Source organism: Amycolatopsis rubida, assembly GCF_900115345.1.
Classification (GTDB): domain Bacteria; phylum Actinomycetota; class Actinomycetes; order Mycobacteriales; family Pseudonocardiaceae; genus Amycolatopsis; species Amycolatopsis rubida.
This window is the reverse complement of sequence record NZ_FOWC01000003.1, coordinates 280,813-295,877: the sequence shown is the minus strand read 5'-3', so window position 1 is coordinate 295,877 and position 15,065 is coordinate 280,813. Positions and strand designations below refer to the sequence as shown.

18 protein-coding genes are annotated in these 15,065 nt (G+C 70.6%); 14 read left to right on the top strand and 4 right to left on the bottom strand.

What is annotated here, in order from left to right; translation table 11 throughout:
* Window positions 1-93 precede the first annotated feature (93 nt).
* Together BM362_RS15755 and BM362_RS15750 are read left to right on the top strand one after the other, a co-directional pair.
* On the top strand, window positions 94-1,305 hold the full coding sequence (locus tag BM362_RS15755) for a sensor histidine kinase (RefSeq protein ID WP_093573617.1): 1,212 nt from the start codon (window positions 94-96) through the stop codon (window positions 1,303-1,305).
* Window positions 1,302-1,952: a response regulator gene (locus BM362_RS15750; protein WP_067590693.1), complete on the top strand. Its 651-nt coding sequence runs from the start codon at window positions 1,302-1,304 to the stop codon at window positions 1,950-1,952. The genes BM362_RS15755 and BM362_RS15750 overlap by 4 nt, the downstream gene beginning before the upstream one ends.
* Before the next feature lie 42 nt (window positions 1,953-1,994).
* Here the strand turns inward: BM362_RS15750 and BM362_RS15745 are convergent, their stop codons facing one another.
* Window positions 1,995-2,672, bottom strand: coding sequence for an IclR family transcriptional regulator (locus BM362_RS15745; protein WP_067590685.1), 678 nt, complete (start codon window positions 2,670-2,672; stop codon window positions 1,995-1,997).
* Window positions 2,673-2,788: 116 nt separating this feature from the next.
* Between BM362_RS15745 and BM362_RS15740 the strand changes: the two genes are divergently transcribed.
* The 9 genes from BM362_RS15740 (at window position 2,789) to fahA (ending at window position 11,598) form a co-directional block, all read left to right on the top strand.
* Window positions 2,789-3,208 carry a nuclear transport factor 2 family protein gene (locus BM362_RS15740; protein ID WP_093573616.1) on the top strand — a complete coding sequence of 140 codons (420 nt, stop codon included), beginning with the start codon at window positions 2,789-2,791 and terminating at the stop codon, window positions 3,206-3,208.
* Window positions 3,209-3,252: 44 nt separating this feature from the next.
* Window positions 3,253-4,098 (top strand): SDR family NAD(P)-dependent oxidoreductase, encoded by an 846-nt coding sequence (locus tag BM362_RS15735; RefSeq protein WP_232791922.1) that lies wholly within the window; start codon window positions 3,253-3,255, stop codon window positions 4,096-4,098.
* Window positions 4,091-4,885: an SDR family NAD(P)-dependent oxidoreductase gene (locus BM362_RS15730; protein ID WP_093573615.1), complete on the top strand. Its 795-nt coding sequence runs from the start codon at window positions 4,091-4,093 to the stop codon at window positions 4,883-4,885. Before BM362_RS15735 ends, BM362_RS15730 begins: the two co-directional genes overlap by 8 nt.
* Window positions 4,882-6,288 (top strand): FAD-dependent oxidoreductase, encoded by a 1,407-nt coding sequence (locus BM362_RS15725; protein WP_093573614.1) that lies wholly within the window; start codon window positions 4,882-4,884, stop codon window positions 6,286-6,288. The genes BM362_RS15730 and BM362_RS15725 overlap by 4 nt, the downstream gene beginning before the upstream one ends.
* Before the next feature lie 120 nt (window positions 6,289-6,408).
* Window positions 6,409-7,743 carry an MFS transporter gene (locus BM362_RS15720; protein ID WP_093573613.1) on the top strand — a complete coding sequence of 445 codons (1,335 nt, stop codon included), beginning with the start codon at window positions 6,409-6,411 and terminating at the stop codon, window positions 7,741-7,743.
* A 43-nt stretch (window positions 7,744-7,786) separates the two neighbouring features.
* The gene (locus tag BM362_RS15715; protein ID WP_067590663.1) at window positions 7,787-8,326 is read left to right on the top strand and encodes a MarR family winged helix-turn-helix transcriptional regulator; all 540 of its coding nucleotides are present in this window, start codon (window positions 7,787-7,789) and stop codon (window positions 8,324-8,326) included.
* Window positions 8,327-8,408: 82 nt separating this feature from the next.
* Window positions 8,409-9,608 carry a homogentisate 1,2-dioxygenase gene (locus BM362_RS15710; protein WP_067590660.1) on the top strand — a complete coding sequence of 400 codons (1,200 nt, stop codon included), beginning with the start codon at window positions 8,409-8,411 and terminating at the stop codon, window positions 9,606-9,608.
* Window positions 9,575-10,432, top strand: a complete 858-nt coding sequence (locus BM362_RS15705; RefSeq protein WP_093573849.1) for a hypothetical protein — start codon at window positions 9,575-9,577, stop codon at window positions 10,430-10,432. The genes BM362_RS15710 and BM362_RS15705 overlap by 34 nt, the downstream gene beginning before the upstream one ends.
* Complete coding sequence (fahA, locus tag BM362_RS15700; protein WP_093573612.1) at window positions 10,429-11,598, top strand: fumarylacetoacetase; 1,170 nt, start codon at window positions 10,429-10,431, stop codon at window positions 11,596-11,598. Before BM362_RS15705 ends, fahA begins: the two co-directional genes overlap by 4 nt.
* A gap of 76 nt (window positions 11,599-11,674) precedes the next feature.
* On the opposite strand, the gene BM362_RS15695 is transcribed toward fahA, so the two are convergent.
* Together BM362_RS15695 and BM362_RS15690 are read right to left on the bottom strand one after the other, a co-directional pair.
* Entirely contained in the window at window positions 11,675-12,304 is a 630-nt protein-coding gene (locus BM362_RS15695; RefSeq protein WP_093573611.1) for a CoA transferase subunit B, read from the bottom strand.
* Window positions 12,301-13,011, bottom strand: coding sequence for a CoA transferase subunit A (locus BM362_RS15690; protein WP_093573610.1), 711 nt, complete (start codon window positions 13,009-13,011; stop codon window positions 12,301-12,303). Before BM362_RS15690 ends, BM362_RS15695 begins: the two co-directional genes overlap by 4 nt.
* Before the next feature lie 157 nt (window positions 13,012-13,168).
* Between BM362_RS15690 and BM362_RS15685 the strand changes: the two genes are divergently transcribed.
* Window positions 13,169-13,936 carry an IclR family transcriptional regulator gene (locus BM362_RS15685; RefSeq protein ID WP_244287168.1) on the top strand — a complete coding sequence of 256 codons (768 nt, stop codon included), beginning with the start codon at window positions 13,169-13,171 and terminating at the stop codon, window positions 13,934-13,936.
* A 31-nt stretch (window positions 13,937-13,967) separates the two neighbouring features.
* Here BM362_RS15685 and BM362_RS15680 read toward each other — a convergent pair whose 3' ends face one another.
* Window positions 13,968-14,339: a winged helix-turn-helix transcriptional regulator gene (locus BM362_RS15680; protein ID WP_067590647.1), complete on the bottom strand. Its 372-nt coding sequence runs from the start codon at window positions 14,337-14,339 to the stop codon at window positions 13,968-13,970.
* 140 nt (window positions 14,340-14,479) lie between these two features.
* Here BM362_RS15680 and BM362_RS15675 point away from each other — a divergent pair, with 140 nt between their 5' ends.
* On the top strand, window positions 14,480-14,875 hold the full coding sequence (locus BM362_RS15675) for a hypothetical protein (protein ID WP_093573608.1): 396 nt from the start codon (window positions 14,480-14,482) through the stop codon (window positions 14,873-14,875).
* Window positions 14,872-15,045 carry a hypothetical protein gene (locus BM362_RS47455; protein ID WP_167545325.1) on the top strand — a complete coding sequence of 58 codons (174 nt, stop codon included), beginning with the start codon at window positions 14,872-14,874 and terminating at the stop codon, window positions 15,043-15,045. The genes BM362_RS15675 and BM362_RS47455 overlap by 4 nt, the downstream gene beginning before the upstream one ends.
* Window positions 15,046-15,065: the final 20 nt, after the last annotated feature.

Genomic DNA, 15,065 nt, shown 5'->3' with positions numbered 1-15,065 from the left:
GTTTCCGCCCGAGCCGCAACTTTCGGCGGTAGTCCGCCGTCCGGGCGGCGCGGATCCGGCGCGGCCGGGCGGCGAGGCGGATACCGTGGCCGGGTGACCAGCACGAGCCGTCCCTGGCCGCGGTCGTCCGACTGGCTCTGGCTGGCCGGCACCGCGCTGGTGTTCGCCTGCCTCGACTTCGGGCTTTTCCTCGCCGCCGGGCCCGCCACCGGCTTCCTCGGGCCGTACGCGACGCTCGTGCTCGAACTCGTCTGCGACGCGTCCCTGCTGCTCCTGGCGCGCTTCCCGAACGGCGTGGCCGGCCTGCTGATCGTGGCCTCGCTGGCGATGCTGGCGTCCGACCTGTTCTCCCCCGGCCTGCTCGTGCCCGTCGACCAGCCCACGCTGATGACCGTCCCCACGATCACCCCGGTCGTGCTCGCCCAATCGGTCCGGCAGGTGGACCGGCGGCGGCTGCTGTGGATCGCCGGAGTCCTGGCGCTGCTGGCGACGCGACCGTGGAATCCGGCCTGGAACACGACGCCGTTCGGGCTGCTGAGCACCGCGCTGCCGGTGGCGGTCGCGCTGTATTTCGAGGCTCGGCGGCAGCTGCTGAGTTCGTTGCGCGACCGGGCCGAGCGCGCGGAACGCGAGCAGCATCTGCTCGCCGAACAGGCGCTGGCGGCCGAGCGCCGACGATTGGCGAGCGAGATGCACGACGTCGTCACGCACCGGCTGAGCCTGATGGTGCTGCACGCGGGCGCGCTCGGCGTGACCTCTCCGGATCCGTCCGTGAAATCGGCCGCCGAGGACATCCGCCGCGAGGGTGCGCATGCCCTGGACGAGTTGCGCGACCTGGTCGGCGTGCTGCGCGACGGCACCGGGGCCGAACCGCCGGTGCCGAATCCGCCGCTGCCCGGCGAAGTGGCGGACCTGCTCGCCGAATCGGTGGCGGTCGGGATCGCGACCGAGCTTTCCGTGACCGGTGACCGGACGTCGGTGTCGCCGACCGTCGCGCGCACCGCGTACCGGGTGGTGCAGGAGGCGCTGACCAACATCCGCAAGCACGCGCCGGGCTGCTCGGCGACAGTTTCGCTGCGTTATCACCCGGGCGGGCTGGACGTGGCCGTCGCCAACACCCGCGGGACCCGGCCGCCGGACGCGGCGCTCGCGGGAAGCGGCTCCGGTGCGGGGCTGAGCGGGCTGCGCCAGCGGGTCGAACTCGTCGGCGGCACCTTCGAAGCGGGTGCGGTGCCCGGCGGCGGGTTCAAGATCGGTGCGATACTGCCCGCCTACGTCCCGACCACGGAAGGTGCTGCCCGGTGATCACGGTCGTGGTGGCCGACGACGAGCCGATGGTGTGCGCACATCTGCGCACGATCCTCGGTTCGGCCGGCGACATCGAGGTAGTCGCGCAGGCGCGGGACGGCGCGGAGGCAGTCGAGGAAGTCGTCCGGCACCGGCCCTCGGTGGTGCTGATGGACCTGCGGATGCCCGGGGTAGACGGGCTCGCCGCGATCGAACGGATCTGCGCCCTGCCGGAACCGCCCGCCGTCGTGGCGTTGACGACGTTCGACGCGGACACCTACGTCATCCGCGCGCTCCGTGCGGGCGCGGCCGGTTTCCTGGTGAAGTCGACGCCGCCGGAGGACCTGATCGGCCTCGTCCGGGTCGCGGCGGACGGGCACACCGTGCTGTCGCCGTCGGCTGCGCGCCGGTTGGTCGCGCTGTCCTCGGACGGCCACCGGCGCGAGGACGAAGCCCGCCGCCGGACCGCCGGGTTGACGGAGCGGGAGCGGGATGTGCTGGCGTGTCTGGGCGAAGGACTGTCCAATGCGGACATCGCCGTCCGGTTGCATCTGGCGGAGGCGACGGTGAAGAGCTACGTGTCGCGGATGCTGGTGAAGCTCGGCTGCACGAACCGGACGCAGGCCGGGCTGCTCGCGCACGAAGCCGGTCTTGTCGGCCGCTAGCCCGGCATCAGCACTCACGACCCCCCGCGCTTCGCCCGCAGATCACTTCAGCAGCGACCCCAGCCGCTGCGCCGAGGCCACCACCAACCGGCCCAGCTCGTCCGGGTCCGGCACCTCGAACAACGACAGCCCGATGCTCGTGCCCGGCGCGTCCCGGCCGGTCGGCACCACCGCGGAGATCCCGGTGATCCCCGGCGCGATCTCCCCGACTGACACCGCGTAACCCCGGCTCCGGGCGCGAGCGATCTCCTCGCGTTCGCCTTCCACCGGCGGCTCCGCCGACAGCAGCGCGAGCCCGGCCGAGCCGCGGCCGATCGGGTCCAGCTGGCCGCTGCGGAACGACACGTGCATCCGCGCCTGCCGCGGTTCCACGATCATCAGCATCCGCACCTGCTCGGCGTTCTCGCGGACCACCAGGTGCGCCGACGCTCGCCCGGCGTCCGAAAGCTCCTCCAGCACCGGGCGCGCGAGCGTGCGCAGGTCCTGTTCCACCGGCTCGGCCAGGCGCACCAGACCGGTGCCGAGCGAGATCCGCTTGAACCGGTCGCGCCGGCAGAGGTGATGCGCCTCCAGCGTGCGCACCAGCCGGTGCGCGACCGTGCGGTGCACGCCGATCCCCTCGGCGATCTCGGTCAGCGTGAGCCCCTGCGGGTGCTCCACCAGCAGCTCCAGCACCTGAAGCCCGTGGCTCAGCGTCTTCGACGTCCCCGATTCGGACACACGACTCCCTTGACGACAGCTTGTCCGGCGACCTACTGTTCCTACATATCGCACGGTGCGTGCGAATATAGCACGTTTGCCGTGACAGGCAACTCCCCGCGGATCGAGGTTCGGACATGAGCGAGGTACCCGTCGAGGACGTGCTGGCGGTGCATCAGCTCTACGGCCGCCAGAGCCACGCCATCGACTCCGGGCAGGCCGCGCGCTGGGCCGGCACGTTCACCCCGGACGGGGAGTTCGTCTCGCCCAGCTACCCGGAGCCCGCCGCGGGCGCCGCCGCGCTGACCGCGTTCGCCGAGCGGTTCCACACCGGGTGCGCCGAGTCCGGCGAACGGCTGCGGCACGTGGTGTCCACAGTGGAAGTCCGGTCAGGACAGTCCGGGGACGCCTTGCGAGCGCTGGCCTATCTGCAGATCGTCGGGACGCCGGAAGGCGGCTCCCCGCGACTGCACCGGCTCACCGTGCTGGACGACGAACTCGTGCGCACCACCGGCGGCTGGCGCGTGCGCCGCCGCACCGTGCATCGCGAGCCCTGACCGCTCACTAGACCCCACCACCCACCGTCACCCGAGGAGCCCCCTTGCCCGCCCCGCTGCCCCCTCTCGCCCCCACCGGTCCAGGCCGGGTGCTGCACCAGCCCGCGACCGCGCGCTATCCGGAGATGCCGGGCAAGGTCGCCGTGGTCACCGGCGCGGCCCGCGGCATGGGCGCGCGGTTCGCCGCCGGTCTCGCCACCCGCGGGGTGCACGTCGTGGGCGGCGATCTCGACGCCGCCGCGATGACCGCCACCGCCGACGAACTCGCCGTCGCGCTGGCCGCCGAGTCCGTTGAGGACAAGCCGGGCCGGATCGTCGCGTCCGCCTTGGACGTCACCCGCGCCGAGGACCACGTCGCGCTCGCCCAGCGCGCGATCGACGAGTTCGGCCGCATCGACTTCTGGGTCAACAACGCCGGGATCTTCCCCTACGCCGAGGTTCCCGACATCACCCCGGAGCAGATCCGGTCGACGCTTTCGGTGAACGTCGAGGGTGTGCTGTTCGGCGCGCAGGCCGCGGCCGCGCGGATGGAACCGGGCAGCGCGATCGTCAACATGGCGTCGGTGTCCGCGGTCCGCGTGCGCAAGGGCCGCGCGGCGTACTGCAGCTCGAAGGCCGCGGTCGCGCACCTGACCGAATCGCTCGCGGTGGAACTCGGCGACCAGGGCATCCGGGTCAACGCCATCGCCCCGGGCTACATCGACACCGAGATGACCCGCTGGATCCAGGACGACGCGCCCGCGCTGGCGAAGGCGCTCGACGCGGTGCCGCTGCACCGGATCGGCTCGCCGGAAGAGGTGTGCAGCGTGCTGCTGTTCCTGCTTTCGGACAGCTCGCGGTACGTGACCGGGCACAGCCTCGCGGTCGACGGCGGCTCCCGGCATGTCTGACGCCACCGAAACCGTGCGCTACCCGGATGTCGTGCTCGTAACGGGCGCGGCGAACGGGATGGGCGCGGAACACGCCCGCGCGCTCGGCGAACGCGGTGTGCACGTCTGCGTCGCGGATTTCGCCGGTGCGGACGAAATCGCGGACGAGATCCGCGCGGCCGGCGGTGCGGCGACTCCGTACACCATGGACGTTGTCGAGCCGGCACAATGGACTCGCGTGCTCGACCGGATCCGCGCCGAACACGGTTCGCTCGGCGGGCTCGTGAACAACGCCGGGATCTCGCGGCGGCTGGAATTCCAGGACACCACCGCGGAAGTCTGGGACCGCGTGCTCGCGGTGAACCTGTCCGGGCCGTTCCACGGGATGCGCGCGGCCGCGCCGCTGATGCGCGATTCGGGCGGCGGTTCGATCGTGAACATCTCCTCGATCTCCGGCCAGATCGGCTACTTCTCCCCCGCCTACTCGGCGAGCAAATGGGGCTTGACCGGACTGTCGAAGTCCGCCGCGGGCAATTTCGCGAAGTGGCGGATCCGGGTCAACTCCGTCCACCCCGGACTGGTCGGCACCGGGCTGCTGGCCGGCGCGGACGCGTTCGTCAAGTCCGCTGTGGACAGTGTGCCCGCCGGAAGGATGGCCGACCCCAAGGAAATCAGCGACACGGTGCTGTTCCTGCTCTCGGACCGGTCCACCTACTTGACCGGAAGCGAGGTCACGGTGGACGGCGGTCTCGTCTCCAACGGTCTCTACCATCGCATTCTCGCCGAAACCGGAGGTGATCTGGGATGAGCGTCGACATGGGCGTCGTGGTGATCGGCGGTGGCGGCGCGGGACTGGCCGCGGCGGTGTCCGCGGCCGAGCACGGTGCCTCGGTGATGCTGTTCGAGTCGGAAAAGGAACTCGGCGGCTCGACCCAGCTGTCCGCGGGCATGCTGACCGCGGCAGGCACGAGCGTGCAGCGCGAACTGGGCATCGAGGACACGCCGGAGCGGTTTTTCCAGCACTACCTCGACCTCAACCAGTGGCAGCTGAAACCCGGGCTGCTCAAGACGTTCTGCCGTGCGGCTGGTCCCGCCGTCGAATGGCTGATCGGGCTAGGCGCGGAAATCCCGGCGAAGGTGTCGCACGACGCGCACACCCCGGGCCTGACCCGCGCGGGAGTCGAGGACGTCTGGCGCGGGCACGTGCCGAAGGACCAGGGTTACGGCCTCGTCCAGGTGCTCGACCGCGCGCGTCGCAAGGCCGGTGCCGAAGCGGTGCTGAACACCCGGGTCGAACGGCTGCTCGTGGAGGACGGCCGGGTCGCCGGCGTGGTCGCCGACGGCATCGAGGTCCGCGCGAACTCGGTGATCGTGACCAGCGGCGGGTTCGCGCAGGACCCCGCCTCGCGCTCGCGGTATTACCCGGACGCGGACGCGGCGGGCGAGGATCTGTTCGTCGTCGCCGCGCCCGGCTCCCGAGGCGACCACTTCGCGTTCGGCGAGCAGGTGTCCGCGTCGATCGCCGGCGAAGGCTGGGGGCTGCTGCTGCCGACCGCGTATTTCCAGCGCCTGCACCACTGGCAGTCCGGTTTTCCGCCGCGCTCGCGCGTGCTGGTGAACGCGCACGGCCGCCGGTTCATGGACGAGGACGCCTCCTACGCGGTGTCCAGCGGCATCATCTCGGCGCAGGACGGTCCGGTGTGGATGCTCTTCGACGACCGAGCGCGTCGCGACCTCCCCCCGGGCTACGCGCACTGGAACGCCGACCACGTACTGTCCGAAGCGGACGCCGGCCGCACTCTTCGTGCTGACACGCTGGAAGAACTGGCAGGCAAGATGCACGTTCCCGCCGCCGCCCTCCAGGCCACTGTGGACAGATGGAACTCCCAGCTCCCCACCGGCGAAGACCCGGAGTTCCTGCGGCACGAAACGCTGTCCGCCAAGGGCGCGTCCGAGCCGCCCGCGAAAATCGCCACCGGACCGTTCTTCGCCGCGCGCACGCTGCCCGCCGAACTGGTCTGCACGCACGCCGGGCTGGAGATCGACTCCGGCGCCGCTGTGCTGGACGTCCGCGGCGACCGCGTGCCCGGGCTGTTCGCCGCCGGCGAGGCCGGGGCCGGAGTGCTCGGCTTCCGCTACGTCGGCGGCGGCAACGCGGTCGCCAACGCCGTCACCATGGGCCGCATCGCCGGCCGCTCCGCCGCTGCCTGACCCTCCGACTCGCTGATCCGGGCAACCCGGCCCGGCAGGTAACCGTTGCCGCGAAGCCGTCAGGCCGTGGCCGGATCAGCAACGATCGGCACAGTACTGCTCACCGTCGAGGAGAACCCCATGTCCGTCCCCGCCGCAGCCGCCGCCACGGCGGACTCCCCGCTGGCCAGACGAACCGTCCGCAAGGTCGGCGTCCGGGTCATGCCGATCGTCCTGCTGCTCTACATCTTCAACTACATGGACCGGGCCAACATCGGCTACGCCCAGCTCGGCATGGCCAAAGAGCTCACCATCACGGCCGCGACCTTCGGCGTCGCGTCGGCGATCTTCTTCCTCGCCTACGTGGTGTTCGAGGTTCCCAGCAACATGATCATGAAGAAGGTCGGGGCCCGGCTGTGGCTCAGCCGGATCGCGGTCAGCTGGGGCATCGTGACCGTGCTGACCGGGTTCGTCGCGAGCGTGACGCACCTGATCATCGCGCGGATCCTGCTCGGCATCGCCGAAGCGGGCCTGTTCCCCGGGCTGCTGCTGTACCTGACCTTCTGGTTCCGCGGCAAAGAACGCGGCAGGGCCATCGCGACGCTCGCGCTCGCGCAGCCGATCGCGCTGATCCTCGGCAGCCTGTTCGGCGGCTGGATCCTCGACCACGTGCACTGGTTCGGGATGAGCAGCTGGCAGTGGGTGTTCATCCTGCAGGGCGCGCCCGCCGTGCTGATCGGCCTGCTGACCTTCTTCTGCCTGCCGAACAAGCCCGCCGACGCGAAGTTCCTGACCGCCGCGGAAAGCTCCTGGCTGCAGGCCGAGATCGACCGCGAATACGTGCCGGAGGAGAAGGAGACGTTCCTCGGCCAGCTGCGCGCGGTGCGCGAGGGCAAGGTCATGCTGCTGGCGATTTCCAACCTCTTCATCGCCTGCGGCCTGTACGGGCTCACGTTCTTCCTGCCGCTGATCGTGAAGCAGCTCGACCCGAAGTACTCCTCGACCAACATCGGCCTGCTCGGCGCGATCCCGTACGTCGTCGGCGCGGTGGGCATGCTCCTGCTGGCCCGCAACTCCGACCGCACCGGCGAGCGCAAGGGCCACGTGATCGGCACCGTGCTGGTCGCGGCGATCGGGTTCTTCGGCGCGATCCAGTTCAAGACCGTGCCGACGTGGTCGCTGATCAGCCTCTCGCTGGCGGCGATCGGCGTGCTCGGCTACCTCGCGCCGTACTGGGCGATGGCCGCGCGCGTGCTGTCGAAGGAGCACACGGCGGTCGGCCTGGCCGCGATCAACTCGATCGCCGCGCTCGGCGGGTTCTTCGGGCCGTACGCGATCGGGCTCGCGGCGAGCGAGAGCGACGTGACGATCGGGCTGTACTTCCCGATCGGCTGCCTGGTCGTCGCGGCGGTGATGCTGGCGTTCCTGAAAGTGCCGCGCGACGCGGGCACCCGCCTGTCTCGTCCGGTGAAGTAGTTTCGAGTTTGATTATCCCGGCGGCGCGGGTACCGTGCTGTCCATGCAGGACCCCGCCGCGCCGCCGGACCCGGACTCGCTCGACTTCTGGTCGTTCATCGCGCTGGCCAACCGCAGGCTGGCCGGCGAATTCGGGTTCCGCCACCAGCTGGCGACCGAGGTGCTGCTGACGCTGAACCGGGCGTCGAACCTGGTCACCTACGACCTCGAGGCCGCCGTGCACCGGCCGCGCGGGCGGTCGTGGTCGGCGTTCCGGGTGCTGTTCGTGGTGTGGCTGGCCGGGCCGCTCGAACCGTCGGCGGCCGCGCGGCTCGCCGGGATGAGCCGGGCGGCGGTGTCGAATCTGGCGAAAACCCTGGTCAGCGAGGGTTTGCTGACCAGGACACCGGGCGAGACAGACGGCCGTTCGGTGCGGCTGTCGCTCACCGAGGCCGGGCACGCCGAGATGCTCCAGGTGTTCGAGGCGCAGAACGAACGCGAGGCCGGGTGGGTCGAGGTGCTCACCGAGGCCGAGCAGCGCGTGCTGGTGCTGCTGCTCGACAAGCTCATCTCCGGCCGGGCGGGCTTCGCGACCCGCCGTTGACCCTTCCGCTGTTCTGACTGGTGGACTACGCTGGCCAGAAAGTAGTACATACTTTAATTACTTCGCGCCGAGGAGGCGACCCATGGCCTACTACCGCAGCGCGGGCAGCATCCCGCCTAAGCGGCACACCCAGCACCGCACGCCCGAAGGCGGGCTCTATTCCGAGGAGCTGATGGGCGAGGAGGGCTTCTCGTCGGACTCGTCGCTGCTGTATCACCGCGGCATCCCGTCCGCGATCGTCGACGCGACGCCGTGGGAACTGCCGGACCAGACGCTCACCGAGAACCGGCCGCTGAAGCCGCTGCACCTCAAGCTGCACACACTCTTCCCGGGCGAGGAATGGAAGAGCGCGGACGTCGTGACCAACCGGCGGCTCGTGCTCGGCAACGGCGACGTGCGGATCTCCTACGTCGCCGCCGGCGAGGCTTCTCCGTTGTACCGCAACGCGATCGGCGACGAATGCGTGTACGTCGAGTCCGGCGAAGCGGTCGTCGAGACGGTGTTCGGCGCGCTGCCCGCCCGCACCGGCGACTACGTGCTCCTCCCCCGCGCCACCACGCACCGCTGGGTGCCGAAGGGCACGGAACCGTTGCGCGCCTATGTGATCGAGGCGAACTCGCACATCGCGCCACCGAAGCGCTACCTGTCGCGCTACGGCCAGTTGCTGGAGCACGCGCCCTATTGCGAGCGCGACCTGCACGGCCCGGCCGAACCGCTGCTCGCCGAAGGCACCGACGTCGAGGTCCTGGTGAAGCACCGAGGCTCGCGCGGCGTCGTCGGCACGCGCTATGTGTACCCGACGCATCCGTTCGACGTGGTCGGCTGGGACGGCTGCCTCTACCCGTACACGTTCAACGTCTCCGACTTCGAGCCCATCACCGGCCGCGTGCACCAGCCGCCGCCCGTGCACCAGGTGTTCGAGGGCAACAACTTCGTCATCTGCAACTTCGTCCCGCGCAAGGTCGACTACCACCCGCTCTCGATCCCGGTGCCGTACTACCACTCCAATGTGGACTCCGACGAGGTGATGTTCTACTGCGGCGGGAACTACGAGGCGCGCAAGGGATCCGGCATCGGCCAGGGTTCGATCAGCCTGCACCCCGGCGGCCACAGCCACGGCCCGCAGCCGGGCGCGGTGGAACGCTCGCTCGGCGCGGAGTTCTTCGACGAGCTGGCGGTCATGGTCGACACGTTCCGCCCGCTGGAGATCGGCGAGGGCGGCCACGCGAGCGACGACCCCGGTTACGCCTGGACCTGGGCAGGACGGGGACCGCAGTCGTGACCGACGCCTTGACCCGTGGTCTGCTGGACGACGCCGCGGTCTTCCCGCCCGGCCTCGCGCCGCTGCCGGACGCCGTCGCCGCCCACGACCGGCACACCGCTTCGCCGTACGCCGCGATGGTCGGCCCGCTGGTTGTCGCCGCGTCCGGTTTGGCGGAGCTGGCCGAGGTCGTCGCTGGCCGCGAAGCCCCGTTGCCGCTCACCGTCACGTTGCCTGCCGGGCCGAGCGGGATCGCCGACGTGCTCAAGGCGGCCGACGGGCTGCCGGTGTCGATCGAATCGCTGGAAATCGCGGTGCCGCAGGAAATGGGCGTCGCCGATTTCCTGTCCGCAGTGGACGGTTGCCCGGTCCCGGTCGCCGTGGAGATCCCGCGCGACGAACGCCGGGTTCCGTTGCTGCGGGCGCTTTCTGGCACCCCGCACAAGGCGAAGTTCCGCACCGGCGGCACGTCGGCCGAGTACTACCCGGACGAAGCCGAACTCGCCGCCGCGATCCGCGCGACCGGCGAGGCGGGCGTCCCGTTCAAGGCGACCGCGGGCCTGCACCACGCGATCCGCAACACCGACCCGCACACGGGTTTCGAACAGCACGGATTCCTGAACCTCTTGCTCGCCGCCGAGGCAGTCGACCGCGGTGCCGAGGACGAGGAAGTCGTCGCGCTGCTTGCCGAACGCGACGGTGCCGCGGTCGCCGGCCGGATCCGCGCGCTGGCCCCGGAACGCCTGGCCGCGGCCCGTGCCGAGTTCACCTCGTTCGGGACCTGCAGCATCACCGACCCGCTCACCGAACTGACAGACCTAGGCCTGATCGGAGCCCCCGCATGACCGTGCTCGACATTCCCGCCGGCTCCCTCTTCGGCGTCGAAAACCTGCCCTACGGCGTCTTCTCGGCAGGCGAGAGCGGTCCCCGGGTGGGCGTGCGCGTGGGCGAGCACGTGCTGGACCTGTCGATCGCACTCGGCGACGCAGTGTTCGCCGAGCCGACGCTGAACGCCTTCATGGCGCAGGGTTACGACCGCTGGGTCGAGGTCCGCACGCGGCTGCAGACGCTGGTGACCGGCGAGGTGCCCGCCGAAGCCGTGCACGCGGTCGCCGACGTCCAGCTGCACCTGCCCGTCGACGTCGCCGATTACGTGGACTTCTACGCCTCGGAACACCACGCGTCGAACGTCGGCCGACTGTTCCGTCCGGACGCGGAACCGTTGCTGCCCAACTGGAAACATCTCCCGGTCGGCTACCACGGCCGCTCCGGAACGGTCTACGTGTCCGGCACCGACGTGGTCCGCCCGAGCGGCCAGCGCAAGGGCGAGGACGGCCCGGTCTTCGGCCCGAGCACCCGCCTGGACATCGAGGCGGAGCTGGGCTTCGTCGTCGGCGCGGGCACCCCGCCCCACAGTCCGATCCCGCCGGACGACTTCCCTCGCCACGTGTTCGGCGCGGTCCTGCTGAACGACTGGTCGGCGCGCGACATCCAGGCCTGGGAGTACGTCCCGCTGGGCCCGAACCTGGGCAAGAGCTTCGCGACGTCGATCTCGCCGTGGGTGGTCCCGGTGCTGGCGCTGGCCGGGGCCCGGGTGCCGCTGCCCGGCCAGACCTCGCCGGAACCCCTGCCCTATCTGCGGGAATCGTCTCCGTGGGGCTTGGACATCACGCTGGCCGTGGAGTGGAACGGCCAGGAGGTGGCCCGCCCGCCGTACCGCGAGATGTACTGGTCTCCGGCCCAGATGCTGGCCCACCTGACCGTCAACGGAGCTTCCGCCCGCACCGGCGACCTCTACGGCTCCGGCACGATCTCCGGTGCGGAGCCAGCGGAACGGGGCTCGTTCCTGGAACTGTCCTGGGGCGGCCGGGACCCGCTGACCGTCAACGGCGAATCCCGCACCTTCCTCCAGGACGGGGACGAGGTCGCCATCACCGGCGCCGCCACCGCCAGCAGCGGCGCGAAACTGGGCTTCGGCGAGGTCCGGGGCCGCATCCTTCCCGCGCAGTAGCCGGGCCGAAGTACGTGAGGGGAACCCTGATTCCGTCAGGGTTCCCCTCACGTACTTCTTCGCGGCGCGCCGGCGCTTACTCCGCGATCGGCGCCCCGGTCTTCTCCCGCACCTCGGCAAGGGACACCCCGGGCGCAAGCTCCACCAGCTTCAACCCGTCCTCGGTCACATCGAGCACAGCCAAATTGGTGATGATCCGATTCACCACTCCGGCCCCGGTCAACGGCAGGGTGCACTTCTCGACGATCTTGGGCGTCCCGTCCTTGGCAGTGTGATCCGTGATGATCACCACCCGGCGAGCCCCGGCGACGAGATCCATCGCGCCGCCCATCCCCTTGACCAACGCACCGGGCACCGTCCAGTTGGCCAGATCCCCGTTCGCGCCGACCTGCAACGCCCCGAGCAACGCCACGTCGATGTGCCCGCCGCGGATCATCGCGAACGACTCCGCGGAATCGAACAAACTGGCCCCGGGCCGCAACGTCACCGTCTGCTTGCCCGCGTTCACCAGGTCCGGGTCTTCCTCGCCTTCCCACGGAAACGGCCCCAGCCCGAGAATCCCGTTCTCGCTGTGCAAGGTCACCTGCACACCGTCGGGAATGTGGTTCGCCACCTGGGTCGGAATCCCGATCCCGAGGTTCACGTAATCGCCGTCCCGCAGCTCGCGAGCCCCGATCGTGGCCATATCGTCCCGGCTCCAGCTCACGCCGACGCCTCCTCACGCACGCGCACAGTCCGCTTTTCGATCTGCTTCTCCCGGGCGGCGGCCTGGATCAGCCGCTGCACGTAAATTCCCGGCGTGGTGATCCGCTCCGGATCGAGATACTCGTCCGAAACCTGCTCGGCCTCGGCGACGGTCACCTTGCCGCAGGTCGCGACGAGCGGGTTGAAGTTCCGCGAGGCGTACCGGTAGATCAGGTTCCCGGCCGGGTCCGCGACATACGCGTGCACCAGGGAAAGATCCGCGACGATCCCGCGCTCCTGCACGTAGGCGACCCCGTCGAACTCGGCGTGCGGCTTGCCCTCGGCGATCGGCGTGCCGACCCCGGACTTGGTGTAGAACGCCGGGATCCCCGCGCCGCCCGCCCGCATCCGCTCGGCGAGCGTCCCCTGCGGGGTGAACTCGACCTCGACGGTCCCGTCCAGGTACTGCTGCGCGAACAGCTTGTTCTCGCCCACGTACGACGCGATGACCCGGCGCACCTGCCGGTTGTCGAGCAAGATGCCGAGCCCGGCCCCGTCGACTCCCATGTTGTTCGAGACGATCGTCAGATCGCGCACGCCCGAGTCCCGGACCGCCTCGATGAGGTCGTTCGGGTTCCCGGTGAGGCCGAAGCCCCCGACCGCGATGGTCAGCCCGTCCTCGAGCAGCCCGTCGAGGGCCTCCGCGGCGCTGCGGTACTTCGTCGGCACGGCATCCTCTCCACTTCGTTCGGTGAGTGGTCAGTACCCGCATTCCACCCAGCGCGGGGGAAACGGGTCAACCGACACGCCGGGATCCCCGGCAAACCTCTCGCGCACCGAACACCCGCGCCCGATGCGTCCACTGAGCGGACGTACCCTCGGTCCCGTGCCCTCCTCGCCTCCTGACCACGTCGTCGGACGGGTGTCCGCGGTCCTGCGCGCATTGTCCGCCTACCGCGACGGAGCGTCGACCTCGCAGCTGGCGCGCCAGTGCGGCCTGGCCCGGCCGACGGTCCACCGGCTGCTCGCGTCGCTGGCCGCCGAGGGCTACGTCGACCGTGACCGGCAAACCGGCCGCTGGTACCTGGGCCCGGAGCTGTACCTGCTGGGCGAAGCGGCCGCGCCGCGCTACGACGTGACGCACCAGGCGCGCGCGAGCGTCCACCGGCTGGCCGCGGCCACCGGGGAAAGCGCGTTCTTCTCCGCCCGCCGCGGCAACGAGACGGTCTGCCTGCTGCGCGAGGACGGCGACTTCCCGATCCGGTCGTTCGTGCTGTACGAGGGCGCCCGGTTCCCGCTCGGCGTGGTGTCGGCGGGGCTGGTGGTGCTGTCGATGCTGCCGGACCGGGAGGTCGAGGACTATCTGTCCACAGTGGACTTGACGGCCGAGTGGGGTCCGGCGCACCGGGCGGAAGACGTGCGGGCCCGGGTCGCGCGGACGCGGGAGGACGGGTACTCGACCAATCCCGGGCTGGTGGTCGAGGGGAGCTGGGGGATGGCGGCGGCGGTGTTCACGCCGGGCGGGGAACCGGCATGGGCGCTGACGCTGACGGGAGTGGAGTCGCGGTTCCGGGAGGAGCGGCGGGGTGAGCTGGGGGCATTGCTGCTCAAGGAGGCGCATGCGTTGACGAACGTGCTCCGGCAGCCCTCGTGAGGGCGATCCCGGCGAGAACCGCGATCGCCGCTCACGAGGCGGTGGCGGCGTTCTCCGCGTCGTAAGCCGCTCGCGCCGCCGTCACCTGGTCCATGTTCCGGCGGGCCCAGCGGTCCAGCAGGTCCAGCGGTTCGGCGAGGTTGCGGCCCAGCTGGGTCAGCTCGTACTCGACCTTCGGCGGGATCACCGGGTAGGCGGTGCGGATCAGGATGCCGTCGCGGACCAGGCTGCGCAGGGTTTGCGTCAGGACCTTCTGCGAGATCCCGTCGACGCGCTTGCCGATCTCGGTGAACCGCAGCGGGCCGTCGGTCAGTGCGCCGACGATCAGCACTGTCCACTGGTCGCCGATGCGGTCGAGCAGCTGGCGCGTCGGGCAGTCGCGGTCGTACGGGTTTCCGAGCACGGCGGCCTCCTCACTCTCCGCAAGAGAGTAACACTCCCCCGGTCAGCAGGCTTTACCGAACCCGAACATTCGTCCCACACCCCTCGTACACCCGCGCGCGACGGTGGTCCGCGGAACACCGACACGGGAGGACGAGAACGATGCGAGGAACGAGGCGGCTGGCACTGGCGGGCTGCGGGATCGCGGCCGGCCTGCTCGTGGCCGCGCCGATCGCCAGCGCCGGCACGCAGGCGCCGGCCCCGGCTCCGGTCACGCTGAGCCCGCAGGAGGTGCAGCAGATGTGCACGGCCTGGGTGCCGAAACTGCGCAAACAGGCCCAGAACCTGACCAACCGGATCAACGGCGGACCGGAGGTTTCCGGGTCGGTCGCGAATCTCAAGGCGCGCGCGAACGACGCCCGCACGAAGGGGCACACGGCGCAGGCCGACCGGCTGCAGAAGCGGGCGGACAAGCGGCAGGGCCGGATCGGAGAGCTGGCGAACGCGACGAAGCAGCTCGACGCGTTCACCGCGGCGCACTGCCAGGCGCCGAAGTGAAACGGCTGATCGCGATCGCTGCCGCGGCCGCTGTCGCCGGGCTCGGCTGCGTGGCGTGCGACGACAGTTCGACGCCGTCGTCGGGGGCGGCATCGGACGGCGATCTGAGCACCGTCCAGTCCACGCTGGACTCGATCCAGTCCGATATGGCGGGCGACGGGCAGCGGTGACGCGCGTACCGTTTCCCCCG